The 16,996-nt window shown below is 67.5% G+C and carries 12 protein-coding genes and 1 tRNA gene; 6 read left to right on the top strand and 7 right to left on the bottom strand.

Annotation, left to right across the window (positions count from 1 at the left end; translation table 11 throughout):
* Positions 1-80: 80 nt before the first annotated feature.
* Together DWQ67_RS12950 and DWQ67_RS12945 are read left to right on the top strand one after the other, a co-directional pair.
* The gene (locus tag DWQ67_RS12950; RefSeq protein WP_121486027.1) at positions 81-1,895 is read left to right on the top strand and encodes an APC family permease; all 1,815 of its coding nucleotides are present in this window, start codon (positions 81-83) and stop codon (positions 1,893-1,895) included.
* A gap of 166 nt (positions 1,896-2,061) precedes the next feature.
* Entirely contained in the window at positions 2,062-3,237 is a 1,176-nt protein-coding gene (locus tag DWQ67_RS12945) for a VIT1/CCC1 transporter family protein (RefSeq protein ID WP_121486026.1), read from the top strand.
* A gap of 144 nt (positions 3,238-3,381) precedes the next feature.
* Here DWQ67_RS12945 and DWQ67_RS12940 read toward each other — a convergent pair whose 3' ends face one another.
* Entirely contained in the window at positions 3,382-3,825 is a 444-nt protein-coding gene (locus DWQ67_RS12940; RefSeq protein ID WP_121486025.1) for an SRPBCC family protein, read from the bottom strand.
* Complete coding sequence (locus tag DWQ67_RS12935; protein ID WP_121486024.1) at positions 3,822-5,012, bottom strand: LOG family protein; 1,191 nt, start codon at positions 5,010-5,012, stop codon at positions 3,822-3,824. The genes DWQ67_RS12940 and DWQ67_RS12935 overlap by 4 nt, the downstream gene beginning before the upstream one ends.
* A 74-nt stretch (positions 5,013-5,086) precedes the next feature.
* Between DWQ67_RS12935 and DWQ67_RS12930 the strand changes: the two genes are divergently transcribed.
* Entirely contained in the window at positions 5,087-8,413 is a 3,327-nt protein-coding gene (locus DWQ67_RS12930; RefSeq protein ID WP_147433701.1) for a DEAD/DEAH box helicase, read from the top strand.
* 188 nt (positions 8,414-8,601) lie between these two features.
* Here DWQ67_RS12930 and sucD read toward each other — a convergent pair whose 3' ends face one another.
* The 3 genes from sucD to pcrA form a co-directional block, all read right to left on the bottom strand.
* Positions 8,602-9,501 (bottom strand): succinate--CoA ligase subunit alpha, encoded by a 900-nt coding sequence (gene sucD / locus DWQ67_RS12925; protein WP_121486022.1) that lies wholly within the window; start codon positions 9,499-9,501, stop codon positions 8,602-8,604.
* 20 nt (positions 9,502-9,521) lie between these two features.
* Positions 9,522-10,688: an ADP-forming succinate--CoA ligase subunit beta gene (gene sucC, locus DWQ67_RS12920; RefSeq protein WP_121486021.1), complete on the bottom strand. Its 1,167-nt coding sequence runs from the start codon at positions 10,686-10,688 to the stop codon at positions 9,522-9,524.
* A 189-nt stretch (positions 10,689-10,877) separates the two neighbouring features.
* On the bottom strand, positions 10,878-13,310 hold the full coding sequence (gene pcrA, locus DWQ67_RS12915; protein WP_121486020.1) for a DNA helicase PcrA: 2,433 nt from the start codon (positions 13,308-13,310) through the stop codon (positions 10,878-10,880).
* A gap of 112 nt (positions 13,311-13,422) precedes the next feature.
* On the opposite strand from pcrA, the gene DWQ67_RS12910 reads away from it, so the two are divergent.
* On the top strand, positions 13,423-14,094 hold the full coding sequence (locus tag DWQ67_RS12910) for a hypothetical protein (RefSeq protein ID WP_121486019.1): 672 nt from the start codon (positions 13,423-13,425) through the stop codon (positions 14,092-14,094).
* Positions 14,095-14,130: 36 nt separating this feature from the next.
* Positions 14,131-14,204: transfer RNA gene (locus DWQ67_RS12905), tRNA-Arg, on the top strand.
* 399 nt (positions 14,205-14,603) lie between these two features.
* Here the strand turns inward: DWQ67_RS12905 and DWQ67_RS12900 are convergent.
* Positions 14,604-15,887, bottom strand: a complete 1,284-nt coding sequence (locus DWQ67_RS12900; RefSeq protein ID WP_233556096.1) for an ROK family transcriptional regulator — start codon at positions 15,885-15,887, stop codon at positions 14,604-14,606.
* 63 nt (positions 15,888-15,950) lie between these two features.
* Here DWQ67_RS12900 and DWQ67_RS12895 point away from each other — a divergent pair, with 63 nt between their 5' ends.
* Complete coding sequence (locus DWQ67_RS12895; protein ID WP_121486018.1) at positions 15,951-16,358, top strand: NUDIX hydrolase; 408 nt, start codon at positions 15,951-15,953, stop codon at positions 16,356-16,358.
* 40 nt (positions 16,359-16,398) lie between these two features.
* On the opposite strand, the gene DWQ67_RS12890 is transcribed toward DWQ67_RS12895, so the two are convergent.
* Positions 16,399-16,902, bottom strand: a complete 504-nt coding sequence (locus DWQ67_RS12890) for an HNH endonuclease (RefSeq protein ID WP_121486017.1) — start codon at positions 16,900-16,902, stop codon at positions 16,399-16,401.
* Positions 16,903-16,996 lie beyond the last annotated feature (94 nt).

Raw genomic sequence — 16,996 nt, 5'->3', positions numbered from 1 at the left:
GTCGCGGCGTGACGTACGCACCTCCCCCTGCGCAGCAGGCAGAAGAATCCCACGGCAAGGGCAAGCCGTGGTGGCAAGTCATGTGCCTTTCCGGCCTGGATTACTTCTCCACGCTGGGCTACCAGCCGGCCATCGCCGCGCTGGCCGCCGGCGCCGTGGCCCCGCTCGCGACCGTGGTCTTGATCCTCATTACGGTCTTCGGTGCGCTGCCCGTGTACCGCAAGGTCGCCAAGGCCTCACCCAACGGCATGGGCTCCATTGCCATGCTGGAGAAGCTGCTGCCCCGTTGGTGGGGCAAGCTGCTGGTGCTGGTGCTGCTGGGCTTCGCGGCCACGGACTTCATGATCACCACCACCCTGTCCACCGCGGATGCCACGGCGCACATCGTGGAGAACCCGCTGGTTCCGGACGTCTTTGACGAGCACCGCGTGGCCATCACGCTGGTGCTGATCCTTGGCCTAGTGCTTCTGTTCTTGGCCGGTTTTGACGAGGTCATCAACCTGGCCGTGGTCCTGGTCGCCGTCTTCCTGGCCTTGAACGCCGTGGTGATCGTGGTGGCCCTGAGTCACATCGGCGCCAATCTGCACCTGGTGGATAACTGGTGGACCGCCCTCACCACCGCCCACCCTGACCCGCTCTCCATCCTCATCATCGCCCTGGTGGTCTTCCCCAAGCTGGCCCTTGGGCTCTCAGGCTTTGAGACCGGCGTGGCCGTGATGCCGCAGATCAAGTCCGGCCCGCAGGACACCAAGGCCAACCCCATCGGCCGCATCGTGGGCGCCCGCAAGCTGCTCACCACCGCCGCCATCATCATGAGCACCTTCCTGCTCACCTCCTCCCTCGCCACAACCGTGCTGATCCCGGCGGCGGAGTTTGAGGAGGGTGGCAAGGCCAACGGCCGCGCGCTGGCATACGTGGCGCATGAGCTGCTGGGAGAGGGGTTCGGCACGGTCTATGACCTCGCGACCATCCTGGTGCTCTGGTTCGCTGGCGCCTCCGCGCTGGCGGGCATGCTCAACCTGATTCCCCGGTACCTGCCCCGCTACGGCATGGCCCCGCAATGGGCCGCGGCCACCAAGCCGCTTGTCCTCTTCCTCGGCGTGATCGCCGCCATCATCACCGTGATCTTCGAGGCGGACGTCACGGCCCAGGGCGGCGCGTACGCCACGGGCGTGCTGGTCCTCATCACCTCCGCCGCGCTCGCCGTGACGCTGCAACAACACCGCACGGGGCACCGGCGCTCCGCGATCGGCTTTGGCGTCATCACGCTCGTGTTCGTCTACACGCTGATCACCAACTGCATCGAGCGTCCTGACGGGCTCAAGGTGGGCGGGGTGTTCATTCTGTGCATCATCGCCGTCTCCTTTGCCTCCCGTTTCAAGCGCTCAACGGAGGTGCGCGCCACCTCCGTCACCCTCTCAGATGAGGCCATGGCCATGATCCGGGCCAGCGCCGGGAGGGACAAGCAACTGCGCCTGGTGGCGCACGAGCCGGTCCGCATGACCGCCGCCCGCTACAAGCACAAGCTGGCCCACGCCTTGGAATCCAATTCCTTCCCCGGCGGCTGCACTCCGCTCTTCCTGGAGGTCAATGTGCGCGACGCCTCGGAGTTCACCGGCGACCTGCTTGTCACCGCCGCGCAGCGCCACGGCTTTGGCATCCTGGAGGTCTCCGCCAGCTCGGTCCCCTCCGCCATCGCAGCCGTCCTCCTAGCCATCCGTGACCAGGGCGGCGTGATGAGTCACGTGTACTTCCGCTGGACGGAGGGCTCCCCCGTCACCAACTTTGTCCGCTTTGTGTTCCTGGGCCAGGGAGAAATTGCTCCGGTGACCCGCGAGGTGCTGCGTGAGGCGGAACCGGACCTGACCAGGCGACCCTGGGTGCATGTGAGCTGACCACGCGGCGTCGGGCAGGAAAGCCTGGGCTGCAAGCCCGGGTTAATCCAGGCGAAGAATCCGCGCCGCACCCCGCCGGGGATTTTTCTAAGATCAAGGGACGGCGGGCATTCCCGCCGCTGATGAGCGCCGCGCCTAGGGCCGGCCCCAATCGTCAGGAGTAACCGTGGCGGATCACCTACCGGCCCGGACCCCAGCCTCACCAAGTGAAGCGGCACCCCGCAAGGACGTCGTACCCCGCAGAGGCCCGGCTAGCCCCAGAGATATCAAGCGCTGGCGGCACTACCTCGCAGATGAGGAGGCTGAGGGCGCCATCTATGAGGCGCTCGCCGAGCGCAGCAAGAGCCCGGAGGAGGCCCGCGTGCTGCGTGGCATCGCCGCCGCGGAGGCCCGCCATGCCGAGCACTGGCGCGGGCAGCTTGGCCAGTACGCCACGCCCTCGCGCCCGTCCGCCCAACGCGTGCTGCTGCGCTTCCTTGCCCAGCGCTTTGGCTCCGTTTTCATCCTGGCGTTGGCCCAGCGTGCGGAGGGCAATTCGCCGTACGCCAAGGACTCGGACGCGCTGCGTTCCATGGCCGCGGATGAGGCGGTGCATGAGGAGGTGATGCGCGGGCTCGCGACGGAGGGACGCTTGCGCCTGGCAGGCAACTTCCGTGCCGCCGTCTTTGGTGCCAACGACGGCCTGGTCTCCAACCTGGCTCTGGTGCTTGGCATCGGCGCGACCGGCGTCTCGAGCTCTTTTGTCCTCTTTTCCGGCATTGCCGGCCTGCTCGCGGGCGCACTGTCCATGGGTGCGGGAGAGTTTGTCTCCGTGCGGTCCCAGCGCGAACTGGTGCAGGCGTCCCAGCCCACGCACGCCACCCTGCGCGCCGCTCCTGATCTGAATCTGAGCGAAAACGAGCTCAAGTACGTTTACTTGGCGCGGGGCATGAGCGAGGAGGCGGCCGAGCATCGCGCGGCCGAGCGCCTGGGCAGCCTGTCTTGTGACTGCGATCCGTCCACCTCCCTGCCGCCCGGTCTCAAGGAGGGCGACACGCTGGAGGAGAGCGAGGAGCCGGACACGATCGGTTCCGCCTTGGGCGCCGCGTTCTCCTCGTTCCTGTGCTTCTCTGCGGGCGCCGTCGTCGCGATCATTCCCTACATCCTGGGGCTGACCGGCCTCACCGCCATCATCTGGGCGGCTGTGCTGGTCGGCGCGGCGCTGCTGTTCACCGGCAGCATCGTGGGCCTACTCTCCGGCGCGTCTCCCCTGAAGAGGGGCCTGCGCCAGCTCGGCATCGGCTTGGGCGCCGCCGCCGTGACCTACCTGCTCGGCTTGATCTTCGGGGTTTCCGCAGCGTAGTTGCGTAGCCGTACCGGGCAGCGGCCGGCGCGCCTTGGGCGCGCTGACCGCTGCCTTGTGCGTTGCGGCGGCCGCCCCAGCCAGGTTGCCCTGCCACGCCCTGCCCTGCCCTGCCCTGCCCTGCCCTGCCCTGCCCGACGGCGTTTACTCCAGGGATGCGAGCAGGTGCCGGTTGCGCTGCAGGATCAGTCTGCGCAGGTACGGCACCAGGAAGAGCCGCTCGGCGAGCGCCCCTCCCACGGGGGAGGCCAGCGTGATGGTGTCCGTCATGAGCGTCCCGGTGCCGAGTGGCTCAAAGAGGTGTTCGTGACGGAAGAGCTTAAAGGGGCCCCTCAGCTGCTGATCCACGAACGCGCGGGGCCGCTCCAGTTCCTCGATGCGCGAGGTCATGGTGAACCACACCCCGAAGTGCCTGGCGCGCCACGTCACGGTCTCGCCCAGACCAATCAGCCCGCTGGTCACCCCGGCCACGGCTCGCTCCCCGGAGCCCGCCATGGACCCCAGGTGCTCATCGATAGACAGCGACACGTCAAAGAGCCGTTCGGGGCTGGCCGCGGACTGGGTCACCACCACCAGGGTGCTGCTCACGCGTTCACCCCCTGGGGGTCGGTGAGACCCAGGGCGGCCAGCGCCTGCGGGACGGAGTCCACGAGGTGCACCTTCCCCTCCAGGGGGCTGCCCTTGGATAGGGCCAGGAGCAGCGGCCAGGCGGGTAGCTTCTTGGTCCAGTATTCGGTGCCCCAGAGCACCATCGGCGCCACCTTTTCCGGTGCGCCGTAGTAGCCCTCGCAGGCCTCCTGGAAAATTTCCTGCACGGTTCCCGCTGCCCCGGGCATCACCACGGTGCCGCCACCAGTCACGACCAGCAGCACGGATTCGCGCTGGGCGTTGGAGAAGTACTTGGCGAGGTGAGTGGCAAAGACGTTGGGCGGCTCGTGGCCATAGAACCAGGTGGGGATGCCCAGCCCCTCGGCGCCGCCGGGGTGGCGCGCCAGCACCTCAAAGGCGCCACGCGCCCACGCACCCGGGTCCGGCACCGGTCCCGGCACCGCGGCCAGCTGCGCTATCTCCGCGTTCATCTGGGCCTCATCCATGCCCGGCACCCCAGCCAAGTACCCGCCCAGGTTGGCCGCCTCCATGGCTCCCGGGCCGCCGCCCGTGGCCACGCGAGCGCCGGAGCGCACCAGGGCCGCCCCCAAGTGTGCGGCCTCAACATATCCGGCGCTGCCGCGCTGGGAACCGTGTCCGCCCATCACACCCACCAGGGGGAAGTGCGCCAAGGGGCCGGAGGACACGGCCGCGTGCAGGGCCGTCGCAATCGCGTGGTCGTGCAGGGCCGCCAGCCGCGCTGCGTCCTGGGACAACTCCACGTCCGTGACCGCCTCTCCGGAGACGCCCAGGTGTTGGCGCGCCCACGCGTAGATGCGCGCGTCCGGCACGTCCTCATAGGGGCCCTCCCCCAGCCCTGCGTAGAGTTCCTGCGGCGTGTAGAGGCGCGAACGGTCCGCGAGGACGGGAGCGGACCCCACGCCGTCGTGCACCACATACGCGCCACGCGCGCGTAAGTCCGCGGCAGCGGCGGCGCTCAGGAGGCAATCCACCAGCACGGCCCCGGCGGGATCAAGCCGCGCCAGCGTGGCCTCCTGCCCAGATAAATCCAGGCCGTAGAGGTGCCAGCCGCGCATGGCTTTGGCCCCGGCGGCGCGGCGCTCAAAGTCCTCAATCCGGTCCACATCAAGGATGCGAGGGGCGCTGCGCCCCAGCCGTGTGATCATGCACACCACCCTAAGGCCCCCTCCTTAGTCCTCCTGATTTCGCGCTGGGGGTGATGAGTGAGAAAATTCCGCTGATGCCTTCTTCCGTTTTCCCCATGATCGACGCACGCGAAGTCCTCCGACAGGTGGGCGGCGCGTCCTTCACTCGCGGCAAGTCCCTGGTGGACTCTGACCGCCTCACAGACCTGGACTGGGATGTGGCCACCGGCCAACTCTCCGGCCGCGTGGCAGATGACGACGGTGTGGAGCATTCCGCGACCGTCGCTTTGGCCCACGTGAAAGAGGCCTGGGTGGTCACCGATACCAGTTGTGCCACGGATCCGGACGGCGACTGCCGCCACTGTGCGGCGCTGCTGATCGGCTCCAACACGCGCCACCGCCAGGCCAAGGATCAGGCGGCCGCGACGGCCGCTAACACCCCTCCCAAGGACACTGCGTGGCGTTCCTCGCTTGATCGCATCCTGGAGGCCGGGCGCCCGCCTCGCGGCACCGAGACGGACCCCGAGTACCAGCCCATGGCGTTGCAGTTCGAGCTGCAGGACACGCGCGACGCCGCTCGGCGCGCCTACGCGCCGGGCCAGGCTCCCACCCACATCAAGGGCATCCGTGGGCGCTGGCAGCTGGCCGTGCGCCCTATGGTGCTCAACAGCCAGGACCGCTGGGTGCGCGGCAATCTGCGCTGGAACACCATCAGTTTCAAGACCTACGGGTTGGCACTTGACCCGGAGCAGCACCGCTGGTTCTGCCAGTTTGTGCCGCTCTACCGCGCCAACGGCGAGCTGTACTTTGGCGAGGACAACGACTGGCTGCTGCTGGATGACTTTTCCTCCTCGCTGGTGTGGCCGCTTTTGCACGAGGCCGCTGACCTTGGCATCGAGCTGATCGGCACCGGCATGGTGGAGTCCGTGGAGTTGCTGGAGAGCTCCTCCGTCAAGATGGACTTCTCCAAGACGCCCGACGGCGGTTTGTGCCTGGAACCGACGCTGCGTATCGGTGGGCGGCGGGTCGTGTTGGCAGACGACGTTCCGGCCGGCACCGTGGGCAGGCACGGGGCGTACGCCCTGGGCACCGACGGCGAGACGCTGGAAATGGCGCCGTCAGATGAGCGGATTGACGATGCCACGCGCCACATGGTGGTGCGTCCGTCCACCGCTGACATCCCCGCAGACGAGGTCAAGGACTTCTTCTCTGGCGTGTACGCCCGCCTGGGGCGCCGCGTGCGCCTGAACAGCCCGGACGGCTCCGTGGAGCTGCCGCGCATCGCGCCGCCGTCGCTCAAGATCACGGTGCAGTTCCGCCCGGAGGACACGGTCGGCTTGGACTTTGACGTGGACTACGGGCCGGGCGGGGTGGATCCGGATTCGCGTGACCGCGCCGCAGAGGAGACTGTGCAGAATGCCGTGCTGCAGGTGCTTTCAGAGTCCGCCGCGCTGGCAGGTCGCGAGCTCACCCCGCGGGTGCTGCAGGGCTTGGACACCGTGGACTTTGTGCGCCGCACCTTGCCCAAGTTGGAGGCGCTCAAGAACGTCAAGCTGGACATTCAGGGCACCCGTCCGCTCTATCGCGAGCTGACCGAGTCCCCGGAACTCACGGTCACCACCGTGGAGTCTGAGAAGCACGACTGGTTTGATTTGGGGCTGATCATCACGGTCGGCGGGCGGCAGATCCCGTACGCGGACATCCTGCGGGCCCTGTCCCTTGGCCAGACGCGCCTACTCATGAGCGACAAGACGTATGTGTCGCTGGAACAGCCGCTCTTTGAGAAGCTGCGCGCGCTGGTCTCTGAGGCCAGCCAGCTCACCGATAACAAGAAGGACCCGCTGCGCCTGACGCGGTACCAGGTCTCCTTGTGGGAGGAGTTCGAGGCGCTGGCCACCACCGTGGAGGGCCCGGATTCCTGGCATGCAGCCATCTCCGGGCTGGCCAAGCTGGGTCAGGGCGAGCGGGTTGACCTGCCGGATGACATCAACGCCACCCTGCGTCCGTACCAGACCGAGGGCTTCCAGTGGCTTGCGTCGCTGTGGGGTCAGGGCCTTGGCGGCATCCTCGCCGATGACATGGGTCTGGGTAAGACTCTGCAGATGATTGGCCTGCTCAGCTACATGAAGCGCGCCTGGCGTACCCCGGAGCGCGCCGGCCTGCCGGTGGCCGCCGGCGGTCCCGGCCCCGTGCTGGTAGTGGCTCCCACCTCCGTGGTGCCCAACTGGCTCGCGGAGATCAAGCGCTTTGCCCCGCACCTGAAGGCCGTGGCAGTGCGTGACACGCAGGCCAAGTCCAAGCAGTCGCTCTCCTCCACGCTGGCCGGTGTGGACATCCTGGTGACCTCTTACACGCTCTTCCGCCTGGACGCGGACGCGTATCAGGAGGTGGATTGGGCCACGCTGTTGCTGGATGAGGCTCAGTTCGTGAAGAACAAGGCCACCAAGGCCCACCACACGGCCCGCGATCTGCGCGCCCGGGTGAAGCTGGCCATCACCGGTACCCCCATGGAGAACAACCTGATGGAGCTGTGGTCGCTGCTGGCCATTACCTCCCCCGGACTGTTCCCGTCCTCCACCAAGTTCGCGGAGCAGTTCTCCCGGCCCATTGAGCGCGGGGAGGCCACGGATCAGTTGCCGCGCCTGCGCAAGCGGGTGCGCCCGTTCATGCTGCGCCGCACCAAGGACGCCGTGGTCACGGACCTGCCCCGCAAGCAGGAGCAGGTGCTCAAGGTGGAGCTCAGCGAGAAGCACCGCAAGATCTATGACACGCACCTGCAGCATGAGCGCCAGAAGGTGCTGCGCCTGGTGGATGACATGGACCGCAACCGCTTCACCATCTTCCAGTCGCTCACCATCCTGCGTCTGCTGGCGCTGGATGCCGCTCTGGTGGATGACGAGTACCTGAAGGTGGGTTCCGCCAAGTTGGACGTGCTGCAGGAGCACCTGGAGGCGCTGCTACCAGAGGGCCACCGCGCCCTGGTGTTCTCGCAGTTCACCTCCTTCCTGCGCAAGGCCGCGGAGCGCCTGGACGCCTCCGGCATCAAGTACGCCTACCTGGACGGCTCCACGCGGCGCCGCGAGGATGCCATCAACGAGTTCAAGGACGGCGATGCTCCGGTCTTCCTCATCTCCTTGAAGGCAGGCGGTTTTGGCCTGAACCTCACCGAGGCGGATTACTGCTTCCTGTTGGATCCGTGGTGGAATCCCGCCGCGGAGGCTCAGGCGGTTGACCGTGCCCACCGCATCGGTCAGACCCGCAACGTCATGGTGTACCGGCTGGTTTCCGAGGGGACCATCGAGGAGAAGGTCGTGGCTCTGCAGGATGCCAAGCGCGCGCTGATCTCCTCCGTCATGGACGGCGGCGACGGCTTTGGCTCCGCCCTCACCGCGGACGACATCCGGGACCTGCTCGCGGAGTAGCTCCGGCTTGCTGTGGGACGCCGCGAGGGCGTCCCACACGGCGCGGCCCCTCGGAGCGGCCTGCAGCGGTCCGCACCGCAGCGCACACCCGGCAACACGCCGTCGGGCACAAAAAAGCAGGGCCCCGGTTCATCTCTGAACCGGGGCCCTGCTGTGTGACTGCGAGCTGTCAGTGCGTGATCAGGGGATCAGGCGGGGTAGATCTCGCGCAGCAGGCGAGCGGTCTCGGAAGGCGTCTTGCCGACCTTGACTCCGGCGGCCTCGAGGGCCTCCTTCTTGGCCTGCGCGGTGCCCGAGGAGCCGGAGACGATGGCGCCGGCGTGGCCCATGGTCTTGCCCTCCGGGGCGGTGAAGCCAGCCACGTAGCCGACGACCGGCTTGGTGACGTGCTCCTTGATGTAGGCCGCGGCGCGCTCCTCTGCGTCGCCACCGATCTCACCAATCATGACGATGGCCTTGGTCTCCGGGTCGTTCTCGAAGGCCTCCAGCGCGTCGATGTGCGTGGTGCCGATGACCGGGTCTCCGCCGATGCCGATGGCGCTGGAGAAGCCCAGGTCACGCAGCTCGTACATCATCTGGTAGGTCAGGGTGCCGGACTTGGAGACCAGGCCCACGCCACCCTTGCCGGTAATGTTGGCGGGCGTGATGCCCACCAGGGACTCGCCCGGGGTGATGATGCCGGGGCAGTTGGGGCCGATGATGCGGGTCTTCGGCTTGCCGTCTGCGCCCACGTTCTTCAGGGAGAGGTTGTAGAACTCGGCGGAGTCCTGCACCGGCACGCCCTCGGTGATGACGACCAGGAGGCCAATCTCGGCCTCGATGGCCTCGATGGCTGCGTCCTTGGTGAAGGCCGGGGGCACAAACGCGATGGACACGTCCGCTCCGGTCTCTGCCATGGCTTCCTTGACGGTGCCGAAGACCTTGATGTCCTTGCCCTCGTGGGACACGACCTGGCCAGCCTTGCGAGCGTTCACGCCGCCCACGATGTTGGTGCCAGCGGCCAGCATGCGCTGGGTGTGCTTGGCGCCCTCAGAGCCGGTGATGCCCTGAACGATGACCTTGGAGTCCTTGTTGATGAAGATCGACATAGTTTGTTCCTTCAGTCCCTTCAGGCGTTGGCGAGCTCGGCGGCCTTGTCGGCGCCCTCGTCCATGGTCAGCGACATGGTCACCAGCGGGTGGTTGGCGTCGGCGAGGATCTGGCGACCCTCTTCGACGTTGTTGCCGTCAAGACGCACGACGATGGGCTTGGAGGCCTTATCGCCCAGGATCTCCAGGGCCTTCACGATGCCGGTGGCGACGGCGTCACAGGCGGTGATGCCGCCAAAGACGTTGACGAACACGGACTTGACCTGCTCATCGTTGAGGATGACGTCCAGGCCGTTGGCCATGACCTCTGCGGAGGCGCCACCGCCGATGTCCAGGAAGTTGGCGGGCTTCACGTTGCCATGGTTCTCGCCGGCGTAGGCCACCACGTCCAGGGTGGACATGACCAGACCAGCGCCGTTGCCGATGATGCCGACCTGGCCATCCAGCTTGACGTAGTTCAGGCCTGCAGCCTTGGCCTTGGCCTCCAGCGGGTCCTCGGTGTCCTGGTCCACGAGCTCTTCGTGCTCGGGGTGGCGCACCTCGGAGTCGTTGTCATCCAGGGAGACCTTGCCGTCCAGGGCAACGATGTCGCCGGCGCCGGTGGCGACCAGCGGGTTGACCTCAACGAGGGTTGCGCCCTCGTTCTTGAAGACGTCCCAGAGCTTGAGGATCACGGCGGCGATCTTCGGGGCCTTCTCGGCCGGGAAGTTCGCGGCGGCGACGATCTCGTCGGCCTTTGCCTGGTCGATGCCGACGGTGGGGTCCACGGCCACGCGGGCCAGGGCCTCGGGGCGCTCAACGGCGAGGACCTCGATCTCCATGCCACCCTCCACCGAGCACATGGCCAGGTAGTTGCGGTTGGCGCGGTCCAGCAGCACGGAGAAGTAGAACTCCTCGGCGATGTCTGCACCCTGGGCGATCATGACCTTCTTGACCGTGTGGCCCTTGATGTCCATGCCCAGGATGGCCTCTGCGTATTCGCGGGCCTCTGCGGGGGTCTTTGCGACCTTCACGCCACCGGCCTTGCCGCGGCCGCCGACCTTGACCTGGGCCTTGACGACAACAACGCCGCCAATCTTTTCTGCGGCCGCCTGGGCCTCGTCCGGGGTCGTAGCCACGATGCCGGCAAGCACGGGCACACCGTGCTTCTCGAACATGTCGCGCGCCTGGTACTCATACAGGTCCACGGTTGTGTCCTCTTCCTGAAGAAGTCATGGATGCACCGTCCACCGCCCGGGCAGTTGACCGGGCGGGAGGGGCGGCGCGAGACCGTAAAGGTCCCGCAGCGCACTGGGCGCCGTCTTTCAGCGTAGCGCTTGATGCGCCGCGATCACAGTTCGACGCCGCGTAGAGAAGTTGGGCGTGACAGGCGTCACCTACGCCTTGGAGAGCGGCGCGTAACGCAGCAACAGCCGCTTCTCCCCCACCGTCGCGAAAGCGACCTTGGCGACAGTCTTGGGTCCGGAGCCCTCGGTGCTGAGCACGTTGCCCTCGCCGAAGGTCGTGTGGATCACCTTGTCCCCCGGTGCCAGCACCAGAATCTCGCCGTCTCCCTGCGGTGCGGAGCCCTTGGCTGCTCGCGTGGAGGCGCGCTGCGAGGGCGAGGTGACCAGGGAATGCGGCTCGGGATCCCCGGTGCGCCGCGAGGCTGATCCGCCGCCGGGCACCGCCCAGGAGCTGCCGCCCGCGCCCCAGCTGGAGCCGCGGTCGTAGCGTGAATTGGCCCAGCCGCCGCTGCCTTGGCCCTGGAAGCCCACGGGGGTGCGCACGCTTCCCTCGCGTTCCCAGCGCACCAGGTCCACCGGGATCTCCTCTAGGAATTGGCTGGCCGGGTTGTACTGGGACTGGCCCCACAGGGAGCGGTACTCGGCGCGGGAGAGGTAGAGGCGTTGGCGGGCCCTGGTGAGGCCCACGTAGGCCAGGCGGCGCTCCTCCGCGAGCTCGGACGGATCCGTCATGGAGCGCTGGTGCGGGAAGATGCCGTGCTCCATGCCAGTGAGGAACACCACGGGGAACTCCAGGCCCTTGGCGGTGTGCAGGGTCATGAGCGTGACCTGCCCCTCCCGCGCGGCCATGTCCGCCCCCTCTTGGTCATCCGGGGTGGCCGGGATCTGGTCCGCGTCCGCCACGAGGGAGACCTGCTCCAGGAAGGCGGAGAGCCCCTCATCGGGGTGCTCCTTCTCGAAGTTCCTGACCACCGCGACCAACTCCGCCAGGTTCTCCACGCGGGATTCGTCCTGCGGATCTGAGGAGAGGCGCAGGGTCTCCAAGTAGCCCGTCTGCTCCAGCACGGCCTCCAGCGCGGCCACCGCGCCGGAGCCCTCTGCGACGGTCGCCAGGTCGTCAATGAGCTTCACAAAGCCGTTGACCTGGTTCAGCGAGCGGGTGGCGATGCCCGGGGCGGTGTCCGCCGCGCGCAGCGCCTCCATGAAGGTGATGCGCTCGCGCGCGGCCAGGGCGGCGACCGCACCCTCCGCGCGATCCCCGATCCCTCGCTTGGGCTCGTTCAGGATGCGGCGCACGGAGATGTCATCATCCGGGTTCACCAGCACGCGCAGGTACGCCACCGCGTCCTTGATTTCCTTGCGGTCGTAGAAGCGGGTGCCACCCACCACCTTGTAGCGCAGGTCCACGCGCATCAGCTGCTCCTCCAGGGAGCGTGATTGAGCGTTGGTGCGGTAGAAGATGGCCACGTCCCCGGGACGCAGGCCCTCCTCGTCCTCCAACCGCAGGATCTCGTCGGCAATCCAGCGCGCCTCGTCCTGCTCCGATTCCCCGACGTAGCCCACAATCTGCTCGCCGTCCCCCTCGGCGGTCCACAGGCGCTTGACGGGGCGATTGGTGTTGTTGGAGATCACCGCGTTGGCGGCAGAGAGGATGGTCTGCGTGGAGCGATAGTTCTGCTCCAATTTGATGGTGTCCGCGTTCGGGTAGTCCTTCTCAAACTCCACGATGTTGCGGATGTCCGCGCCGCGGAAGGCGTAGATGGACTGGTCGGAGTCTCCCACCACGGTGAGCTCCCCCGGAGGCGTGTGCCCCTCCGGGCCCGTGAGCTCACGCACCAGCGCGTACTGGGCGTGGTTGGTGTCCTGGTACTCATCCACCAGCACGTGGCGGAAGCGGCGGCGGTAGTCATCCGCCACGGCCGGGAAGGCACGGAAAAGGTAGACCACCTGGGCAATGAGGTCGTCAAAGTCCATGGCGTTGGCCTGGCGCAGGCGCTGCGAGTAGCCGGAATACACCTCGGCGACGGCACGCTCAAAGGGGTCCTGCGAGGAGGCCGTGGAGGCGAAGTCCTCGGCATCAATGAGCTCGTTCTTGAGCGCGGAGATCTTGTTCAGCAGCGCCTTGGGCGCAAAGCGCTTGGGGTCAAGCTCCAGCCCCTTGGCCACGAGCGTGACCAGGCGCAGCGAGTCTGCCGAGTCGTAGATGGAGAAGTTGCTCTTGATGCCAACGGCGCTGGCCTCGCGGCGCAGAATGCGCACGGCTGAGGAGTGGAAGGTGGAGACCCACATGCGCCGCGCCACGTCCCCGATGAGCCCCTCGAGGCGCTCCCGCATCTCAGCGGCGGCCTTGTTGGTGAAGGTGATGGCCAGGATCTCACCCGGACGGGCACGGCCCGTGGCGAGTTGGTAGGCGATGCGGTGCGTCAGCACGCGGGTCTTGCCGGAACCGGCTCCCGCCACGATCAGCAGCGGCCCGCCCTGGTGCTCCACCGCCTCCCGCTGGTGCGGATTCAGCCCGGCAACAAGGGACTGGGGCGTCGGCGCGGGGCGCGGGTCTGGGGCATCAGCAAAGAGGGCAGTCATGGCTCCTTCAGTCTAGGTGCCCACCCTGACACCCTGCCCAGCGTCGTCGTCGTTGTGGTGGTCGCCGTCGCCCTCGTCGTCAGCACGCTCGGCATCACCGATAATGGAAGACATGTCCTCCAAACGATCCCGCAACAAGGCGGGTTCCCCCGTCCCGCGCCAGCAGAGCCCGCAGCGGCGTCCGGCTCCCCAGCCAGCCAAGTCGTCCGGTGCGGCGCAGGCGCCGGTCGCGGAGGAGAACGGCGGCAGCCCCAACGTGATCCTGATCGTGGTGATTGTCACGGCGCTGTTCATGGGCTGGTACTACCACCTCTCCTCCATGTCCCAGATGCGTGATCTGGTGGGCCAGACCATGCTGGATCATCGCTGGGCTGGCTATTCCGCCGCGGACGTTGACTCACTGCGCCAGGCCATGGATTCCGCCGCCCGCGGCCAGCTCTCCTGGGTACACAAGACCGCCGGCACCATCTTCGCGATCGTCGTCGCCCTCGCCACCTCGCTGAGCATTGGCCTGCACGGGCCCAAGACCGCGTGGCGCAAGGCCCTCTTTGCCCTCCCCATCGTGTTCGCGCTGGTCGCGATCACGCACAATATTGTGGTGGATCAGCTGCTCGGAGCGCCCGACGACGCTTTGGCCGGCTTGGCCTCTGCCCTCACCACCGCCTCTGGCATCCTCTTGGCGCTGTGCATCCTGCTGGTCATCTACTGCCTGGTCTCCTCCTTTGTGCGCGAGTTCCGCCGCCGCTGGAATGATCCGACTTTGCAGGAGCCGGGTGCCCGCTAAGATGGTCACGGTCGTCCGGCAGCGCCGGGCCGCCACGCCCCTGTAGCTCAGTTGGATAGAGCGGCCCTCTCCTAAAGGGCAGGTCATCGGTTCAATTCCGGTCAGGGGCACCCAAACAAACGGGCCCCGCACCTCGGTGCGGGGCCCGTCGTGTACCCGGCCGAACGTCGTCGGGCAGGCTCCTCGCGGCCGCAGGTCTCGTGGCCGCGCCCACCGGGCCTCGCGCCTAAGGGCAGGCGCAGGCGCAGGCGCTCTTCACCGTGAGGCGCGAGCAAAGAAAAACCGCCGGTCGCGCAAGGATCATTCCTTGCCCGACCGGCGGCCCCCGGTGGCGTGTCCCCCCGGTATCCGCGTCACATCGCCGACCGGTCGCACAGGAGTTGAGTCTGGTGCGGTACCGGTGACAGACGCGACACCGCACTCCCACCGAAATATATATCAGTCGAGTTTGACCCCTTTGTCAAGGGAATGCGCAAACTCGCTCGCGTTGACCCGGAAGGGCCGGCGGCCTAGCGCAGCAACAACCCGCTGGTCTTGGGCGCCAGCAAATCATCCAGCACCACGCAGGCCCCGCCAATGGCGCTGATCCAGCCGCCCAGCGTCGAGCTGAGCACCGTCACGGGGCGCTCCAACGTGCCGTGGAAGGACTCGTTGATCTGCGTCGTGACCTCGTCCGTGACGTAACCGCGCAGCTGCTCCCAGAGCGGTCCACAGATCACGGCCTGGTCCACGTCCATCAGCGAACAAATGTGGCCCACGGCCCGCGCCACCTGCTCGGCCAGCTGCAGCCCAATCTCACGTGCGCCGTCCACTCCGCGATCTGCCGCGTCAATCACCGCGGCGGCCGCGCGAATGTGATCGCCCGCCTGCGCGCTGTCCAGCTCAGCCGACTCAATGCCGGCCTCGCGGCCCAGGCGGATCACGGTGTCAAAGTTCAGGTTGATCGCGAGGCAATCGTTGCGCCCACACACCGTGCAGTCAACGGGCTGCTGCACTCCGGTAATCAGGTGGCCAAACTCGCCCGCGTTGCCCGTTTGCCCGGAGAGGACCTGAGAGTCCACCACCAAGCCGGCACCGATTCCAGTGCCGACGTACACACAAACAAAGTCGCGCAGGTCCTGGCCCTGCCCCACCCACACCTCTGCGGTCGCGGCGGCGACGGTGTCCTTGGCGAGCACCACCTCCAGGCCAAGCACCTCGCGCAGCGGAGCGGTCAACTCCACCTCACCCCAGCCCGTCAGCAGCGGCGGGGCAATGACGGCGCCGCGCTCCAGGTCAACGGGGCCCGGGGAGGCAACGCCAACCCCCACCACGTTGGCCCGGGGGTAGCCGCTCTCCTCGATCAAAGCATTGACCTCTGCCGCAATGGCGGCCACGGTCTCCTCCGGGGTGCCGGCCGTGGGCAGCGGCACGCGGCGGCGCAGCACAATGGTGCCGCGCAGATCCACGATCACGTACGTCAGCATGGACGGGTCAAGGTGAATGCCCACGGAGACCAGACGGTCCGGGACCAGCTCCAGCAGCGTGCGCGGCTTGCCCGGCCCGGAGATGACGGTGCGACCCTCGCGGACCCACCCGTCATCCAGCAGCCTGCGGACCACGTTTGAGATGGTCTGAGGGGAGAGCCCAGTGGACCCCGCCAGCTCGACTCGGGAGATTCCCTCCGGCGCACGCCGAATGGACTCAAGGACAACCGCCTGGTTATAGCCCCCCAGCCGACCAAGGTTGGTGCCTCGCTGCATTGACTCGATCTCCCCTCCGCGGCGGATCTTCCATCCGTCTGACGCGGTCACCTGCACCGCCCGGCACGTCTGCACGCCGGGAACTCTCTATCCCCCTGATGTTAGCGTGTTCTGGTGCCCGATCACCTGAACATCGCCGCCGTTCGCATCACCGATCTGCAGGGGCGCATCTACACCGTCCGCAAGAGCGGAACGCGCGCCTGGATGCAACCCGGCGGCAAGCTTGAACCGGGCGAGGACCCCGCAGCTGCAGCCCTTCGCGAGCTGTCCGAGGAGCTGGGCGTGCACTGGGGCCCGGAGCGGCTCGAGTCCCTGGGAACCTGGGAAGGACCGGCCGCCAACGAGCCGGAGACCTCGCTGACGGCGCACCTTTTCGCTGCGGTCTGGGACCCAGTGCTCGACGGCGCGGCGCAGGTCGGCGCGGAACTCGCCGAAGGTGCGTGGATGGTTCCACATGACGCTTTGTTGCGCGATGATCTGGCGCCCCTGCTACGCGAGCACGTGCTTCCGACGCTGCTCTAGCCCCGCCAACGCTCGTCGCCGGCGCTCTTTGCCGACGCGCTCAGGCGGCCACGCCGCTGAGGTACGCCAACCACGCGTCGTCGAGCTGGCCTGGGCTATCCCATGGCCCTGGGTGAACCGCCCACGCGGGCTCCCCCGGCTTCACCCGCAGTTTCCAGCCCAGGTCCTCCAGGAGCCGGTCTGCCTTGGCGTGATTGCACTTGCGGCAGCAGGCCACCAGGTTGGTCCAGGATGAGGGGCCGCCGCGCGAGCGCGGGCGGACGTGGTCCACCGTGTCCGCTCCCGCCCCGCAGTACGCGCACCGGTGGGCGTCTCGGCGCAGCACGGCCCTGCGGGACACCGGCCCGGGCCGGCGACGGTTGGGGCGGATGTAGCGATCGAGCAAGATGACGGTGGGCCGCGGGAAGGATCCGGCTGGTGCCACGAGGGGGTCCTCCGCGACCTCGAGCACCCGGGCACGGGAGCGCAGTACTAGCACCACTGCGCGGCGGTCGCTCACCACCGCGAGTGGTTCAAATCCAGCATTCAGAACGAGTGTGCGCACGGCGACCTCGGGTTCTCTGCTCACGACCGGGCCACCCGGCCATGAACAGCCTACGGTGCCACCACGTTTCTGGGGAGAGTTAATCCGACTCTCC

It is taken from the genome of Galactobacter caseinivorans, assembly GCF_003640665.1.
Classification (GTDB): domain Bacteria; phylum Actinomycetota; class Actinomycetes; order Actinomycetales; family Micrococcaceae; genus Galactobacter; species Galactobacter caseinivorans.
Note: the sequence above shows the minus strand (reverse complement) of the source record. Positions and strands in the feature narration are given on the sequence as shown.

What these genes read in the sequence shown, in the direction of transcription:
- pcrA (WP_121486020.1), bottom strand. Translation starts at nt 13,310, where the DNA reads ATGACTGCCCTCTTTGCTGATGCCCCAGACCCGCGCCCCGCGCCGACG.
- DWQ67_RS12930 (WP_147433701.1), top strand. Translation starts at nt 5,087, where the DNA reads ATGCCTTCTTCCGTTTTCCCCATGATCGACGCACGCGAAGTCCTCCGA.
- DWQ67_RS12910 (WP_121486019.1), top strand. Translation starts at nt 13,423, where the DNA reads ATGTCCTCCAAACGATCCCGCAACAAGGCGGGTTCCCCCGTCCCGCGC.
- sucD (WP_121486022.1), bottom strand. Translation starts at nt 9,501, where the DNA reads ATGTCGATCTTCATCAACAAGGACTCCAAGGTCATCGTTCAGGGCATC.
- DWQ67_RS12950 (WP_121486027.1), top strand. Translation starts at nt 81, where the DNA reads ATGTGCCTTTCCGGCCTGGATTACTTCTCCACGCTGGGCTACCAGCCG.
- DWQ67_RS12935 (WP_121486024.1), bottom strand. Translation starts at nt 5,012, where the DNA reads ATGATCACACGGCTGGGGCGCAGCGCCCCTCGCATCCTTGATGTGGAC.